The organism is Nannocystis pusilla (assembly GCF_020073745.1).
GTDB lineage: Bacteria > Myxococcota_A > Polyangia > Nannocystales > Nannocystaceae > Nannocystis > Nannocystis radixulma.
This window is the reverse complement of sequence record NZ_JAIRAU010000001.1, coordinates 1,175,591-1,190,409: the sequence shown is the minus strand read 5'-3', so window position 1 is coordinate 1,190,409 and position 14,819 is coordinate 1,175,591. Positions and strand designations below refer to the sequence as shown.

Genomic DNA, 14,819 nt, shown 5'->3' with positions numbered 1-14,819 from the left:
GCGCCGAGCCGCCCGGTGAATGTCGAGAGCCCGCTTGCGGGGCTGGCATGGCATACGGATCGCCGGCCGCTCGCGGTCGAAGCCCGCGAGTCCTGGGGACTCGCGGGCTTCCGGGCGAATCACCGGCGCGATCCGGCGGTCGTCCGGGCTCGCGTGTCACTGCTCGAAGCAGTAGAGGCGCTGCGCGGTCGAGCAGTTCGACGCGTTGACGAGGCCGGTGCTGGTCCAGTTGCCGTTGATGGCGTTGTTGCGGCCCTCGTAGCCGATGACGAGGAAGCCGCCGCTGGCGGTCCAGCCGCTGCAATCCTCTTCCAGCGAGAGGCCGCTCGCGGACGTGCCGGTCCAGATGTCGGCCTGGGGCGACATGTCGCCGAACTCGTTGATGTTGATCGGCACGTCGATCGTGCCGTCGACGAGGTCGGCCCAGGTCTGGGCGACCTCCTGGCCGTCGAGGCGGGCGTAGCGGGTGGTCGACTTGATGAAGCGGCTGGCCGGGTTGCTGGTGTTGTTGCTGACCCACGCGTCCCAGGTGCCGCCGAGGCCGGCCGCGTTGGCGCGGGCCTGGCACTTGGCCTTGGCGCCGGAGATGCCGCCGAGGTTGCCGTTCCAGCTGGTGCTGGTGTTGAAGACGCGCTTCGGCTTGGTGCAGTTGGCGTTGCAGAGGTCGCCGTTGGCGACGTTGCCGTCGTCGCACTGCTCGGCGGGCGAGGTGGTCTTGAGCACGCCGTCGCCGCACTTGGCCGTCTTGCAGGTGTTGAGGCAGGCGTCGGCGTTGGAGCCGTTGCCGTCGTCGCACTGCTCGGTGCCCTGCTTGAAGCCGTCGCCGCACTTCGGCAGGAGGCAGGCCAGGGTGCAGCTGCCGGTGTTGCTGTTGTTCGCGCCGAGGTCGCACTCCTCGCCGGGCTGCTTGATGCCGTCGCCGCAGCTCGCCATCTTGCACGCGTTGGTGCAGGTGTCGTTGTTGATGAAGTTGCCGTCGTCGCAGGCCTCGCCCGGGCCGACGAAGCCGTCGCCGCAGATCTGCTTGGTGCAGTTGGCCTTGCACGCCTTGGTGTTGCCGTTGTTGGCCCCGTCGTCGCACTGCTCGACGCCGGCGCGGATGAAGCCGTCGCCGCACACGGCGGTCTTGCAGGCGAGCGTGCAGGCGCCGGTGTTGCTGTTGTTGTTGCCGGCGTCGCACTGCTCGCCCTTGCTGGGCTGGACGTAGGCGTCGCCGCAGAACGGGAGCAGGCACTTGTCGGTGCAGCCGTCGTCCTGGTTGCCGTTCTTGCCGTCGTCGCACTGCTCGGCGCCGTCCTCGATGCTGTTGCCGCAGATCTCGAGCACGCAGGTGGCGCTGCAGCCGTCGTCGCTGGCGACGTTGCCGTCGTCGCACTGCTCGCCCGGGCCGACGTCGCCGTCGCCGCACACGTTGAGCTCGCAGTTGGCGTTGCACGCCTGGCCGGGGCCGTTGCCGTCGCCGAGGTCGCACTGCTCGGGGTTCAGGCCGAGGGTGTTGACGAGGCCGTCGCCGCACGCGGCCTCCTGGCACGACGAGGTGCAGTCGGCCTGGTCGGAGTTGAGGTTGCCGTCGTCGCACGCCTCACCGACGACGTCCTGGGTGAAGCCGTCGCCGCAGGCCGCCGCGGTGCACGAGGCGGTGCAGGCGTCGGTGTCGATCGCGTTGCCGTCGTCGCACTGCTCGGTGGCGGCGACGATGCCGTCGCCGCAGGTGGCGACGGTGCAGGCGTTGGTGCACTCGTCCATGTCGTCGTCGTTGCCGTCGTCGCAGGCCTCGCCGGGGCCCGGGACGCCGTCGCCGCACACGTTCGGCTCGCACGCGCTGGTGCACGGCTTGCCGACGCCGTTGTTGGCGCCGTCGTCGCAGGTCTCGTCGGGGCCGAGGATGCCGTCGCCGCACACGTTGAGCGCGCAGGCCCCCGTGCACGTGTTGTCCGGCATGCCGTTGCCGGGGCCGTTGTCGCACGCCTCCTCCGGGCCCTGGTCGCCGTCGCCGCACACGTTCGGCGAACAGTCGGCCTTGCAGGCCTTGCCGGGGCCGTTCTCCGGGCCGTCGTCGCAGCCCTCGCCGCCCGCGACGACGCCGTCGCCGCACACGGCCGGCATCACCCCCGTCGTGCTGTCGGTGTCGGTGCCCGCGGTGTCGGTGTCGGTGCCCGCGGTGTCGGTGTCGGTGCCCGCGGTGTCGGTGTCGGTGCCCGAGTTGCTGGTCGAATCGGTCGACGAATCGGTGGTGTTGCTGGTCGAGTCGGTGGCCGTGTTGCTGGTCGAGTCGGTGGCCGTGTTGCTGGTGTCCGTATTGGTGTCCGTCGCCGGGTTGGTGGTCGAGTCGGTGTCCGTCGCGGACCCGGGTCCCACGGTCGTCGTCGTCGGCGTGGAGCTGCCCTCGGTGACCGACGTCATGTTGGTGGTCGTCGGCACGGTGTCGGTCGACGGCGCCGTCGACGACGCGTCGGTCCCGCTGCTGCCGGACCCGCTGTCGGTGTCGGTCGACGCCGTGGCCGAGTCGTCGTTGTTGCAGGCGAACGCGAACAGATTCACGCACAACAGAGCCGTAGTGGTGGACAGACTATTTTTGCGACGCATACCGCGATGGTTACGCGCCGCCCCCTCGACCTTCAACCGCAAAGCTGAATCATGCATCAGGTCGAATGTGCGCATGTGCCCGCTGCGCCGGCTGTTCGCGCGCTGGCACGCGTGCACGCGGTCCGCGGGCGGAGACCCGCGCCGCAATTCTCCTGCGATCGAAGCGTGAATCGAGCCATGAATTCAACCTGTCCAACCTGTCCGCGGAGACAGGTTGTCGCCTGGATGCCACGTTGACAGCGACGGCGCACCTGTGGTGCCTTGACATGCGCTCCAGGAGTCCCCCGATGCGTCGCCACGCCGCCCTCGCCTCGACCCTCATCATCGCCGCCTGCCACGGCTCCGAGAGCGGCGAGACCGGCGAGACCGCCGCCACCGACGCGGCCGGCGAGACCGCCGCCACGGCTGACACCTCGACGACCTCCGGGGCCACGACGCCGACCACCACCGAGGCGCCGACGACCACCACCGACGACTCGACCGGCGCGAGCGCAGACGTGCCCGGTTGCGCCGGCGGTTCCTTCATACCTGTCCCGAAAGACACATCGTTGCCGGGGCCGTGGCCGGTCGGCGCCCGCACCGTGTCGGTCGGCGATCTGACGGTCGAGGTGTGGTACCCCGCCGCCCTCGGCAGCGAGGCCGGACACGAGCAGATCCGCTACGACATCCGCTCCGGCCTCCCGGACGCCGAGCAGGGCAAGGTGCCCGACGCCGACAACCCGTGGCAAACCTGCGAGTGCTGGCGCGACCTCCCGCTCGACGAAGACCACGGGCCCTACCCCGCGGTGCTGTTCGTCCACGGCACCGCCGGGTTCCGCTCGCAGTCGCTCGAACACATGGTCCACTGGGCCAGCCGCGGCTTCGTCGTCCTCGCCGCCGACCACCCGGGGTTGTGGCTCAAGGACCTGCTCGGGTCGCTGTGCGGCGGGCCCAACGTCCCACGAGACCTCGCCGGCGACCTCGCTCAGATGCTCGCGGCGATCGAGGCGCCGGCCGGCGAGCTGGCGTTCCTCGCCGACCACGTCGACGCCGACCGCATCGGCATGGCCGGCCACAGCGCAGGCGGCAGCGCGATCGCCGGCGCGGGGGCCTCGGCCCGCGTGCTGATCCCGATGGCCGCCGGCGGCGTCGAGGCCGGCGCAGCGCTCGAGTCGACGCTGATCCTCGGGGCGCTGAGCGACCAGGTGGTGGCCTACTCGGAGCAACAATCGGGCTTCGAAAACTCGCCCGCGCCGAAGCGCCTGGTCGGCATCGCCGAGGCCGGCCACCTCGCCTTCTCGAGCCTGTGCTCGCTGAAGAACGCGCAGGGCCAGGACTTCCTCGCCATCGCCGAGGCCAACGACGTGTGCGGGGCCCAGTTCGCCGGCTTGCTGTTCGACTGCAGCCCCGACTACACGCCCGACGCGACGAGCTGGGAGATCGCCCAGTTCGCGTCGTCGGCGGCGCTCGAGTCGGTGCTCCGCTGCACCGACGCGGCCGACAACTTCGCGGAGCTGCAGGCGAAGTTTCCCGCGGTCGCGGAGTATCAAGAGGCGCTGTGACTCGGGTCGCCCGCGGGGCTCGGTGTGGTGCTTCGCGAATTGCCGACTGCGCCTCGCGGGGGGTCCGGGGAAGGGTCGGCGGCGAGTTCAGCGTCCCGATGACCCCTCCTGCGTCGGGGTCATCTTGGCCTCGTATTCGCCGCCGACCCTTCCCCGGACCCCTGGCACGGCTGCAGCCGTGAGGGGCCGACACGCCGTCCTCGGCTTCGATGGCGGATGTCCCATGGGGCAGGTTATCTGCGCCTGTTCGACGGCCAGGGCTGGCCGCCGAACAGACGCTCTCTCAAATCATTACCGGCGTGTCCTCGGTCCGCGGCGAACGCTCTCGCGGTGCGCGGCGGCGATGTCCGCCGCACGCTTGCTCACGGCGAGAATCTGTGCTGCGATGGCGACTGCAGCTATCGCCGTTGCGCCGCGCACGTGGCGACAATGACCGCACGGGGACGATTCACACCCGCGGCACCGTGATGAGGACAATCGTCGCCACCGCGAAAACGTGACGCCGACGCTCGCGCTCCGAATCGCCGCGAATCTGCGAGTCAAGACACGCGCCGGCGAACGGGCGCTCAAGCTCCGGAATCGCCGCCGCTCGGCGGCCGGGGTGGATTGCGCAGGCGGTCGCGGATCGCCTTGAGCTCGGCCACTACCAGCAGATCTTTGGGTCGACCGACCGACTCCTTGATCGTGATCAGGTGATCGAGGGCGATGACCTTGCAGGTGGCGCCGAGGAAATCCACCTTCTCGGCGGCGCTGTCGAGCTCGGCGACGCTGGCGATCGGCGGCACCTCGCCGAGGACGTCGAGCCGGCCGCTGTCGGTGACGAGGTAGAGATTGCGATGACGGGCGAGCTGCTCCGGGGAGACGTCGAGCTCGCCGAGATCGGGGCGGGCGGCGTTGCGCGGATGCAACGGTCGCAGCGCCGCGAGCAGCCGCGCCATGTTGTCGGCGGTGAACACGGCCGCGACGTCGAGGTCGTCGGTGTTGTACGCGGAGCCGTGCACCACCGCCGCGACGCCGCCGAGGATCACGAAGTCGAATCCGGCGGCGAGCAGCCGCTGCAACAGGTCAGGCGTGTCTTGCACGGCTCAGCCCTGCGCGCAGGAGCGCCACCGCTTGCTGCGTGCGGTGCTTTTGCAAGATCCGCTGCTCCGGCGTGAGCGACAGGTTGCGCTCGAGCAGGGCCACGTCGATCCCCAGCTCGATCGCGCGGTCCCAGTCGGGGCCGTAGCTCGGCCAGTGCGCGCGGAAGACCGGACGGAGGTCGATCGGGGCGTCCACGGCGCCAGCGTAGCACGGCGCTCAGGGCGCCAGGAGCTTGAAGGCCCAGGTCGCGCCCTCGCGGATGTAGACGAAGCGCTCGTGCAGGCGGCCGTCGTGGCCGACCCAGAACTCCCAGGCGTCGGGCTCGACGGCGTAGCCGCCCCAGTTGTCGGGTCGCGGCACGGGGTGGTCGCCGATCTCGTGGGCCAGCGTCGACACGCGGTCGAGCAGCTGCTGGAAGTCCATGATCGGTCGGCTCTGCGGCGAGGCGACGGCGCCGAGCTGGCTGAGGCGCGGGCGGGAGGCGAAGTAGGCGTCGGACTCGGCCGCCGGCAGGCGGACGACGCGGCCCTCGACGCGGACCTGCACGTAGAGCGTCGGCCACCAGAACAGCAGCGCGGCGCGCGGGTTGTCGTCGAGCTCGCCGGCCTTGCGGCTGTCGTAGTTGGTGAAGAAGCGCAGGCGCCCGGCCGGGTCGAGGCCCTTGAACAGGACCATGCGGGCCGAGGGGCGGCCGCTCGCGGTGGCGGTGGCCAGCGTCATCGCCTCGGGCATCGCCATCCCGCTGGCGACCGCCGCCGCGAACCACTCCTGGAACAGGGCGAGGGGCTGGAGGTCGGGCTCGGGCTTGCGCACGGACATGGCCGCGATGGTGTAGCGCGAAACCCGGGCCCCGGCGCCCGCGCCGGCGGTGAGTCAGCGCTCGTTCACGGCCGCGATCGCCTGCCCCTTCGAACATGGCCCAGACACCATGTCCCGAAGAACATCCACGCGAGCCCGCCGCCGCCGCGCCCCGTCGCGCAGGCGCAGCCCGCGGACCCGGCCTCGGGCTCGCCGGTGTCCGTGTCGGTGTCGGGCTCGGCGCCGACCTCGATCACGACCGGCTCGGAGCGGGTGACGTGGCCGGCGGCGTCCTCGGCGACGGCGACGAGGGTGTAGCTGCCGCTCGGGAACACCGCGGTGCCGAATTTCCACGGCGGCTCGTCGTCGTGGCCCGGGCTCTCGCCGTCGATCTCGAGCGCGACCTCGGCGACGCCCCAGCCGACGTCCTCGGCCTCGACCTCGATCTCGAGCTTCACCTCGGGCCCCGGATACGCACCCGGGCTCGGGCTCGTGATCGCGACCGTCGGCGGCGTGGTGTCGGGCTCGGCGTCGAAGGCGGCGCCGCAGCTGGTGCCGGCCGGCCCGACCGGGGCGGCGGCGCAGAGGTCGTCCCACGCCCCGGCGCCGACGCTGTCGGCCGGCGCGAAACCGCTGCAGCGGAAGTCCGGCCGCCAGCTGCCGTCGTCGTCGTGGCACGGCGTGAGGTCGACGTCGGCCTCGGCCTCGATCCACGGGATCGCGTCCCACGCGTAGGCGTAGTGGCCGATCCCCCCGCAGCCGGCCGCGTGCACCGAGGCGACGCCGAACACCCGCCAGGTGCCGTCGGCGGTTTGGATCAAGGCCGGGCCGCCCGAGTCGCCGGCGCACACGCCCGGCTCGCCGAGGCCGCCGACCTCGAAGTAGTCGGCGAGCACGAGCCGCACCGGCGCGGCGGCCCAGCGCTTGGGCCCGTCGCCCGCGCCCGACTCGCTCTCGCCGTAGCCGACGATCACGGCCTCGGCCCCGGGCTCGACGAGCGCGGTCTCGCAGCCGAACGCGATCGGCACCACGGGCACCGGCGCGGGCTCGCTCAGGCGACAGAAGGCCCAGTCGGCCCCCTCGTCGCCGAGTCCCGCGTAGTCGGGGTTCGTACGGCAGAGATCGGGCTCGACCGCGTGGTCACGGTCGTCGGCCGACTGGCCGAAGCGGACCTGACCGATCGCGTCCCCGCAGTGCGCCGCGTACAGCACGACGCGCGGATGCACGAGCGTGCCGGTGCAGCGGGTGTCGACGCCGTCGAGCGCGACCACCCCCGGGAAGGCGCAGATCTCGGCCTCCGCGCCGCCGAAGATCGGCACCGGAGGCGTCGGTGCGGTGGTCCGCGCGCCCGCCGCTCGCGCCTCGCCGGCCGACACCACGGCCACGAGCGCCGCCCCCCGACATGCCCAGCGCCGCCACCGACGATGCATCGCGCGAGGATGACACATGAGCTTACCGGGGTGCAGCCGCGGCGCGACAATTGCTGACGCTGCCCGGCGCGGCGCGTATCATCGCGCGGCCGGCCGCGGCCGGACGACCCCCGACGCTCGGAGATGTCGATGCCCGTCAGCCTCTCGTGGCTCATCCTGACCCTCGCGACCGCCGCGGCCGCCGAGCCCGCGGCCACGCCCTCGACCTCCGAACCGGCCACCTCCGAGCCCGCGCCGGCAGCCGCCTCCGAGCCCGCGCCGGCGCCCACCTCCGCGAGCGAGGCCGACGCCCGCGCCGAGCAAGCCGCGGCGCTGTACGGCCAGCGCAAGTACCTCGAGGCCGCGCAGATGCTCGAGGAGCTGTGGAACTCGGTGCACGAGCCGCGCGACCTGTTCAACGCCGGCCTCGCGCGCCTGGCCCTCGGCCACCGCGCGCACGCGATCCGCTACTGGGAGCTCTATCTCCAGCAGCCCGGGATCCCCGAAGACGGGCGCGAGCAGGCCGTCAGCCGCAGCAAGAAGGCCCAGGCGGCCGCCACCGGCGTGCTGGTGCGGATCGCCCCGTCGAGCGTGGCCGAGCTCGGCGCCATGCTGACGCTGACCCGCGTCGACGACGACAAAGACAGGCGCCCGCCGCTGGTGTTCGAGCTGCCGCCGCACGCCCCGGAGTTCACCTCGGGCGGCAAGACGATCTACGTCGACCCCGGCAAGTGGCAGCTGAAGATCGGCGCGCCGACCTACGGGACCTCGACCCGCGACCTGACCATCAAGCCAGGTGGAGCGGGCTTCGTGCTCGAGGTGGCGCTGGCCAGCGACCCGGCGTTCCGCTCGGCGACGTTCCAGGTCGAGCCCGGCGAGGCGGTGGCGGCCGGGGCGACGGTGACGCTGCAGCGCATGGTGCTCAACGCCGAGCCTGTCCCCTGCCCGCTCGACGGCCACGGCAAGTGTGCGGTGCGCATCGAGCCCGGCGACTGGGAGGTCACGGTGCAGGCGCCCGGCTACCAGCGCTACGTCGAGAAGGTCACCCTCGGCGCCCAGCCGACGGCGACCTTCGCCGTCGCGCTCGCGCCCTCGCTGACGCCACCCACGCCCGCCACGCCCGCGCCGGTGGAGGCCGGCGCCGCGCCGACGCCCGAGGCCCCCGCGCCGCCGCCGGTGCCGGAGCGCGTGCCGAAGAAGGCGCGCATGCGCCTGTCGACGGGCCTCATCGTCAGCGGCGTGCCGGTGTTCATCACCGGCCTCGCCGTCGCGGTCCACGGCAGCAACGTCTACGACGAGAAGAAATTGACCAAGGTCGCCAACGGCGACCTGGTGCCCGCAATGCGCATGCGCTCCGCCGGCGCGGGATTGATGGGTGGGGCCATCGGCCTGTGGGCGACCGGCCTGACCGCCGAGTTCGACGTGAAGCCGTGGGTGTGGTGGACCGAGCTCGGCGTCGGCGCGGCCGCCCTGCTCACCGGCGGCGTGTGGAGCGGCGTCAGCACCTCGCGCTGGAACTCCAACTCCACGTCCACGCTGGTCTGCAACAACAACGAGGGCGTCGATTGCTTCACCGCCCACCGCCTCGCCAGCGGCTTCTTCCTCGGCCTCGGCGCCGGCACGATCGTCGGCGCCGCCACCGGCCTGATCGTCCAGCGCTTCCATCTCCGCCCGTCCCGCGTCAGCTTCGCGCCCACCTTCTTCGGCGGACAGACCGGCTTCCTCGTCCAGGGGCGGTTTTGAGCGCTCGCAGCGTGTGAGTCTAGCCCGGCGCGAAGGCGGCGGCGGTGCCGCCCCCGGTCCTTCGCAAGCGGCTAGCATGCCGCAATGCTGACTTCCGTTCGTCACCTGGTCGCTGCGCCGCTCTGTCTCTGCACCCTGCTCCCCGCCTGCGGCGACGACGGCACCCCCGCCGCCAGCGACACCGAGGCCGGCACCAGCGACGGCACCAGCGGCGACGGCACGGCCACCGACGACACGACCAGCGCCGGGCCGACGACCACCGAAGACACGCCCACGACCACCGTCGAGACGACCGACGGCCCCGCGCCGACCACCGACGATCCCGACCCGACGACGACCACCACCGACCCCACCGGTGACCCGCCGCCCTCGCCGTGGGACGGCGAGCCGCTGCCCGACGCGCCGCCCGGCGAGTGGAACTGGATCGACTTCCCCGACTCGATGTGCCGCGACGGCAGTAGCGCCGGCATCGGCGTCCGCTACGGCACCGGCGACGGCCTGGTGATCTACTTCCAGGGCGGCGGCGCCTGCTTCAACGCGCTCACCTGCGCCCAGAACCCGTCGAGCTTCAACGGCGCCGGCTTCGACGGCAGCAACAACGGCATCTTCGACCCCGGGCCGATGAACCCGGTCGGCGATTGGACCCACATCTTCGTGCCGTACTGCACCGGCGACGTCCACGCCGGCGACCGCCCCGATCAGATGTCGGAGGCGGGCATCCAGCAGTTCGTCGGCTTCCGCAACGTCGCCGCCTACCTCGAGCGCATCGTCCCGACGTTTACCGGCGTCGGCCACGTGCTCGTCACCGGCGAGAGCGCCGGCGGCTTCGGGGCCGCCTTCAACTACGACCGCATCGCCGACGCCTTCCCCGGCTCCAGGGTCACCCTGCTCGACGACTCCGGCCCGCCGCTCGGCTTCGAGGTCGCGCCGCTGTGCCTGCAGCAGAAGTGGAGCGACCTGTGGGGCTTCGACGACACGATCCCCGCCGGCTGCGAGGACTGCTTCCCCAGCCAGGGGGGCGGCATCGTCAACATCGGCGCCCACATCGCCAAGAAGCACAGCACCCAGCGCCTGGCGCTGATCTCCTCGACCGGCGACTCGGTGATCCGCTTCTTCTTCGGCTTCGGCGGCAACGACTGCACCGCCCTGCTCCCCAACACCCCGCAGCAGGCGTTCGAGGACGCCCTGATCGACGCCCGCGACAACTACTACAACGAGCCCGCCGGCGTGTGGGGCAGCTTCTTCGTCGACAACAGCGAGCAGCACACGTTCCTCAGCGGCAGCCTCTACTCGGCCCAGTCCGACGGGGTCGCGCTGATCGACTGGGTCACCGACCTCGTCGGCGGCACCGCCACCCACGTCGGGCCCTGATCCCGAGCCCTGTCGTGAATAGCGCGAGGGACATGCTCGTAAGGGCATGTCCCTCTTCGCATGTCCTTTCAAACATGCCATGAGAGTCATGCAGCAAATCGACCCGATGGCCCATGGAAGCCCTGATGGAGGGTCGGGCCATCATCGCCCCAAGGGTGAGCCGGCTCTCGTCCTCGCGCGAGCGCTCGGCCTTGTCATCACAGACCTCTTGCTAGACTGCGCGCATGGTCAAATCGGCGCTCGTATCGGTCGCATCGTCGCTGCTCGTGGTCCTCGCGGCCTGTGGCAACACCACCTCCGACGGCGCCACCGACGGCCTCGGGACCACCACCGGCAGCACCACCGACGACGCGACCGGCACCTCGACCTCCGACACCGCGGTCCCGACCACCACCGTCGAGCCGACCACCAGTGATTCGACCACCGGCGAGGTCGGCCCGCCGCCGGTCGACTACGTCATCATCGCCGCCGACAAGCTGGCCGACGTCGCCGGCGAATTCGGCGAGCACCGCAGCGCCGGCGGGCACACCGTCGCGCTCGTGCGCATGAGCGAGATCCTGGCCGACGGCGGCGATCCGGTCGAGGCGATCCGCGAGCGCCTGCGGGGCTACCACGCCGCGCGCGACCCCGACCGGCCGCTGTTCGTCCTGCTCGTCGGCGACGCCGAGCCGGGCGGCCCGGTCGACGCCGACACGGTCCCGCTCGGCGAGGTCGTCCAGGTGCTGGAGATCGAGCCGCCGATGGCGATCCCCTCCGACCACCTCTACGCCGACCTCGACGACGACGACATCACCGACCTCGCCGTCGGACGGATCCCCGCCCGGGACCCTGCCGCCGTCACCGCCGCCCTCTTAAAAACCATCCGCCACGAGCAGGTCCGCAGCGTCGGCCCGCACAACCGGCGGATCAACATGTTCGCCAGCGCTCTCGGTCAGGGCGCCCTGGTCGACAGCCTGGTCGAGAAGCTCGTCAACACCGCCCTCGACGAGATCCCCTACGAGTTCGACATCACCATGACGTACGGTTTGCAGAGCTCGCCCTACGTCTACGTCCCCGAGCAGTTCAGCGACAAGGTCGTCGAGCGTATCAACGAGGGCTCGTTGATGGTCACCTACATCGGCCACGGCAGCCCCACCAGCTTTCCTCCGCTCGAGTGGAACGGCCAGCTCCACCCGCTGCTCGACGTCGAGGCCCTCGGCGACCTGGCGATCACCGGTCGCAGCCCGATCGTCACCCTGATCGCCTGCGCCATGGGCTCGTTCGCCGGCCCGGACGACAGCGTCGGCGCCTCGCTGCTCGCCGCGGCCAACGGCCCGGTCGCCGTGCTGTCCTCGACCGAGCTCTCGTACGTCTACCCCAACACGATCTTCATCCGCGAGCTCGGCCTCGTCATGACCGCCGAGCGTCCGGCCACCATCGGCGAGGCGTTCGTGCGCGCCAAGCAGCGCGTCATGACCCAGGTCGACGGCTTCCGCGCCCAGATCGACAACGCCTTCGGCCTCTCGCTGTCCGACGCCGACATGGACGCGCTGCGCCGCAGCCACCTGCACCTCTACACCCTGTTCGGCGACCCCGCGCTGCGGATCGGCTACCCGGAGCCGGCCGCCGTCGGCGTCGCTCCGGCCGCCGTCGCGCCGGGCGGCAGCGTCGACGTCGACATCACCGCCGCGGGCCTCGGCGACGGCCTCGCGCACATCACCCTCGAGACCGTGCGCTCGAAGATCCCCGGCGAGCTCGTGCCCGTCCCGCCCGACGGCGATCCGCAGCGCGACGCCGTGCTGGTCGCCAACTACGAGGCCGCCAACGACAAGGTCGTCCTCGGCACCGAGGCCGCGCTGGTCGGCGGCGCGGCGCAGGTCAGCCTGGCGGTGCCGGCCGATCTGCCCCGCGGCCGCTATCACGTCAAGGTCCGCGCCGACGACGGCAGCGCCGAGGCGATCGGCGCCGTCGAGCTGATCGTGGACGACTGACGGGCACGTGCTCGAAGCGCCGCGGGCGTCTCGGCGAAGCCGGCCTGTCGCAGATGACGCAATCAACATGTTCTACAGGACATGTTATTTTCAACATGTCCCATTGCACATGGCCTGAAGGCCCTGTCAGTCCGGCAGCCGGCACACGCCGTAGTCGGCCCACATCGGCGGCGCGTCGGCGCCGTAGACGGGCATGCAGGTCTCGGCCGCGCTGCCGCACTGGGCGGAGCCGTCGCCGACCTCGCACAGCGACGAGCAGCAGCTCGCGCCGTCGCAGCCGTCGAGCGCGGTCGCGGACACGCAGACGAGGCCGGCGCCGCACTCGCCGACCCCCTGGCACGGGTCGCCGGCTCCGCCGGGGACCACGACCTCGATGCAGGCGAAGTCGCCGCTGACCAGCGAGCAGGCCTGGAGGTCCGGGCAGTCCTGCGCGAGCGGGTCGCACGCGACCGACGGCTCCGGCTCCTTCTCGCCGGTCGAGTCGGGAGGGTCGGCGGTGTCGGTCGTCGTCATCGGGCCCATCTCGAATTGAACGCAGCCGGCGGCGAGCAGCGCGAGGACGGCGAGGAGACGCGGTTTGGCCATGGGCGCGAGCGTACCCCGGCCCGGGCCTCCACGGGCAGACGGCGATCCGACCTCGGGGCGTGGTAGTGTGCGCCGGTGAAGCACGAGACCCTCAGCCTCCCCGGAGACGGCGTGACCACGCACGTCCACGTGTGGACCCCCGACGACGGCCAGCCGGTCCGCGGGCTGGTCCAGGTGCTCCACGGCCTGGCCGAGCACGCCGGCCGCTACGAGGGCCTGGCGCGCGGCCTGTGCGACGCCGGCTTCGCGGTCGTGGCCCACGATCACCGCGGCCACGGCCGCAGCGCCGCCGGCCCCGACGAGCTCGGCTTCTTCGGCGAGCGCGACGGCTGGGGCGCCGTCCTCCTCGACGCCGCCCGCGTGCGCGCCCACGCCCGCGAGCGCTTCGGCGACGTCCCGTGGGCGCTGCTCGGCCACAGCATGGGCTCGGTGATCGCCCTGCACGACCTCGCCACCAGCGGCGCCAGGCCGGCCGCGGTGGTCCTCTCCGGCGCGACCGGCAAGGTCGGCGCGCTGCTGCGGATCGGTCAGGGCCTCATCCAGGTCGAGCTGCGCCGGATCGGCGTCCGCGGGCGCAGCAAGCTGCTCAACGCCACCGCGTTCGGCACCTACAACCGCGCCTTCCGCCCCAACCGCACCGAGTTCGACTGGCTGTCGCGCGACGAGGCCCAGGTCGACGCCTACATCCACGACCCGCTGTGCGGCTTCCTGCCGACCACCTCGCTGTGGCGCGACCTGGTCGGCGGCCAGGCCCGGCTGCAGACCGCCCCCTTCCTCGAGCGCCTGCCCCGCGTGCCCTACTCGGTCATCGGCGGCGACCTCGACCCCGTCGGCGGCAAGGGCCGCCAGGTCGAGGCCCTCGTCACGATGATGCGCAAGCTCGGCCTCCAGGTCGACCTGCGCCTGTGGCCGGGCGGCCGCCACGAGATGTTCCACGAGACCTGTCGCGGCGACGTCGTCGGCGAGACGGTCGGCTGGCTCTCCGGCCACCTCGCCCGCTGACCCGCGCCCGGGGGCGGATGCTCGGCTGGCCGCGAGGACAGGTCGCGCCTCCGGCCACCCCGCACGGCGACTGGTCGCCTGTCCGTGAGGACAGGCCTCAACCGTCGAGTCGACCGCCGTCCCGGACCGCCACCTGATGCTCCGGCGTGTCCCCTGGAACATGTCCATCGGGACACGCGAACGGCCCGCCGAACAGCACGCCGCCGACGATCCACAGGCCGACCGCCTGGAACAGCACGAACGCGGTCTCGAACGCGAGGCCGTCCGGCAGCGGCACGCCGAGCGCGGCGAACGCGACGAAACAGAGGTCGAACAGCCGGCCGATCGACGTGCCGCCGAGCGCCAGCGCGGGCCCGGCGAGGGCGATCGCCAGCGCCGGCGCGCACACGAGGGCGACCGCCAGGCACACCAGCGGGCGCGGCGGGAGGAGGGTCCGGCGCCGCGCGTAGTGGACCGCGGAGCCGAGCAGCAGCACCAGCGTGACGAGGCACGAGATCTCGGCGGCGGGGTCGAACGGGACGTACCAGAGCACGTCGAGCATCAGACCGACTCTCAGCACGATGTTGAGCACGGCGACGGACCCGACCAGCCAGAAGAACGCCCGCATCTTCACCAGGATACCCCGACGCCGCCCCCGTTCAACCCGCCGAACCCTCGCTCGTCCTCGCGTCTCGCCCCGATCGCGGCACGAACGTCATACCGTCACGACCGCGACCTGACGCGCCGATTCG

At 72.0% G+C, this 14,819-nt stretch carries 12 protein-coding genes; 5 read left to right on the top strand and 7 right to left on the bottom strand.

All coding sequences use genetic code 11. The features are described from left to right. Window positions 1–156: 156 nt before the first annotated feature. Window positions 157–2,541, bottom strand: a complete 2,385-nt coding sequence (locus tag K7C98_RS04635) for a DUF4215 domain-containing protein (RefSeq protein WP_224190282.1) — start codon at window positions 2,539–2,541, stop codon at window positions 157–159. Between the two features lie 332 nt (window positions 2,542–2,873). Between K7C98_RS04635 and K7C98_RS04630 the strand changes: the two genes are divergently transcribed. Beyond that, complete coding sequence (locus K7C98_RS04630) at window positions 2,874–4,127, top strand: hypothetical protein (protein ID WP_224190281.1); 1,254 nt, start codon at window positions 2,874–2,876, stop codon at window positions 4,125–4,127. 566 nt (window positions 4,128–4,693) lie between these two features. Here K7C98_RS04630 and K7C98_RS04625 read toward each other — a convergent pair. The 4 genes from K7C98_RS04625 to K7C98_RS04610 form a co-directional block, all read right to left on the bottom strand. After that, window positions 4,694–5,209, bottom strand: a complete 516-nt coding sequence (locus K7C98_RS04625; RefSeq protein ID WP_224190280.1) for a hypothetical protein — start codon at window positions 5,207–5,209, stop codon at window positions 4,694–4,696. Next, the gene (locus K7C98_RS04620; protein WP_224190279.1) at window positions 5,193–5,405 is read right to left on the bottom strand and encodes a hypothetical protein; all 213 of its coding nucleotides are present in this window, start codon (window positions 5,403–5,405) and stop codon (window positions 5,193–5,195) included. Before K7C98_RS04620 ends, K7C98_RS04625 begins: the two co-directional genes overlap by 17 nt. Window positions 5,406–5,426: 21 nt before the next feature. Next, window positions 5,427–6,029 carry a pyridoxamine 5'-phosphate oxidase gene (gene pdxH, locus K7C98_RS04615; protein ID WP_224190278.1) on the bottom strand — a complete coding sequence of 201 codons (603 nt, stop codon included), beginning with the start codon at window positions 6,027–6,029 and terminating at the stop codon, window positions 5,427–5,429. A 65-nt stretch (window positions 6,030–6,094) separates the two neighbouring features. Beyond that, a complete protein-coding gene (locus K7C98_RS04610) occupies window positions 6,095–7,438 on the bottom strand; it encodes a trypsin-like serine protease (protein ID WP_224190277.1) in 1,344 nt (447 codons plus the stop codon). Window positions 7,439–7,567: 129 nt separating this feature from the next. Here K7C98_RS04610 and K7C98_RS04605 point away from each other — a divergent pair, with 129 nt between their 5' ends. The 3 genes from K7C98_RS04605 (at window position 7,568) to K7C98_RS04595 (ending at window position 12,501) form a co-directional block, all read left to right on the top strand. Further along, window positions 7,568–9,160: a PEGA domain-containing protein gene (locus K7C98_RS04605; RefSeq protein WP_224190276.1), complete on the top strand. Its 1,593-nt coding sequence runs from the start codon at window positions 7,568–7,570 to the stop codon at window positions 9,158–9,160. 84 nt (window positions 9,161–9,244) lie between these two features. Further along, entirely contained in the window at window positions 9,245–10,531 is a 1,287-nt protein-coding gene (locus K7C98_RS04600) for a pectinacetylesterase family protein (protein WP_224190275.1), read from the top strand. 224 nt (window positions 10,532–10,755) lie between these two features. Further along, the gene (locus K7C98_RS04595) at window positions 10,756–12,501 is read left to right on the top strand and encodes a C25 family cysteine peptidase (protein WP_224190274.1); all 1,746 of its coding nucleotides are present in this window, start codon (window positions 10,756–10,758) and stop codon (window positions 12,499–12,501) included. 126 nt (window positions 12,502–12,627) lie between these two features. On the opposite strand, the gene K7C98_RS04590 is transcribed toward K7C98_RS04595, so the two are convergent. Further along, window positions 12,628–13,086 (bottom strand): hypothetical protein, encoded by a 459-nt coding sequence (locus tag K7C98_RS04590; RefSeq protein WP_224190273.1) that lies wholly within the window; start codon window positions 13,084–13,086, stop codon window positions 12,628–12,630. Between the two features lie 75 nt (window positions 13,087–13,161). Here K7C98_RS04590 and K7C98_RS04585 point away from each other — a divergent pair, with 75 nt between their 5' ends. Continuing rightward, window positions 13,162–14,088 carry an alpha/beta fold hydrolase gene (locus K7C98_RS04585; RefSeq protein WP_224190272.1) on the top strand — a complete coding sequence of 309 codons (927 nt, stop codon included), beginning with the start codon at window positions 13,162–13,164 and terminating at the stop codon, window positions 14,086–14,088. A 97-nt stretch (window positions 14,089–14,185) separates the two neighbouring features. On the opposite strand, the gene K7C98_RS04580 is transcribed toward K7C98_RS04585, so the two are convergent. Further along, a complete protein-coding gene (locus K7C98_RS04580) occupies window positions 14,186–14,695 on the bottom strand; it encodes a hypothetical protein (RefSeq protein ID WP_224190271.1) in 510 nt (169 codons plus the stop codon). Window positions 14,696–14,819 lie beyond the last annotated feature (124 nt).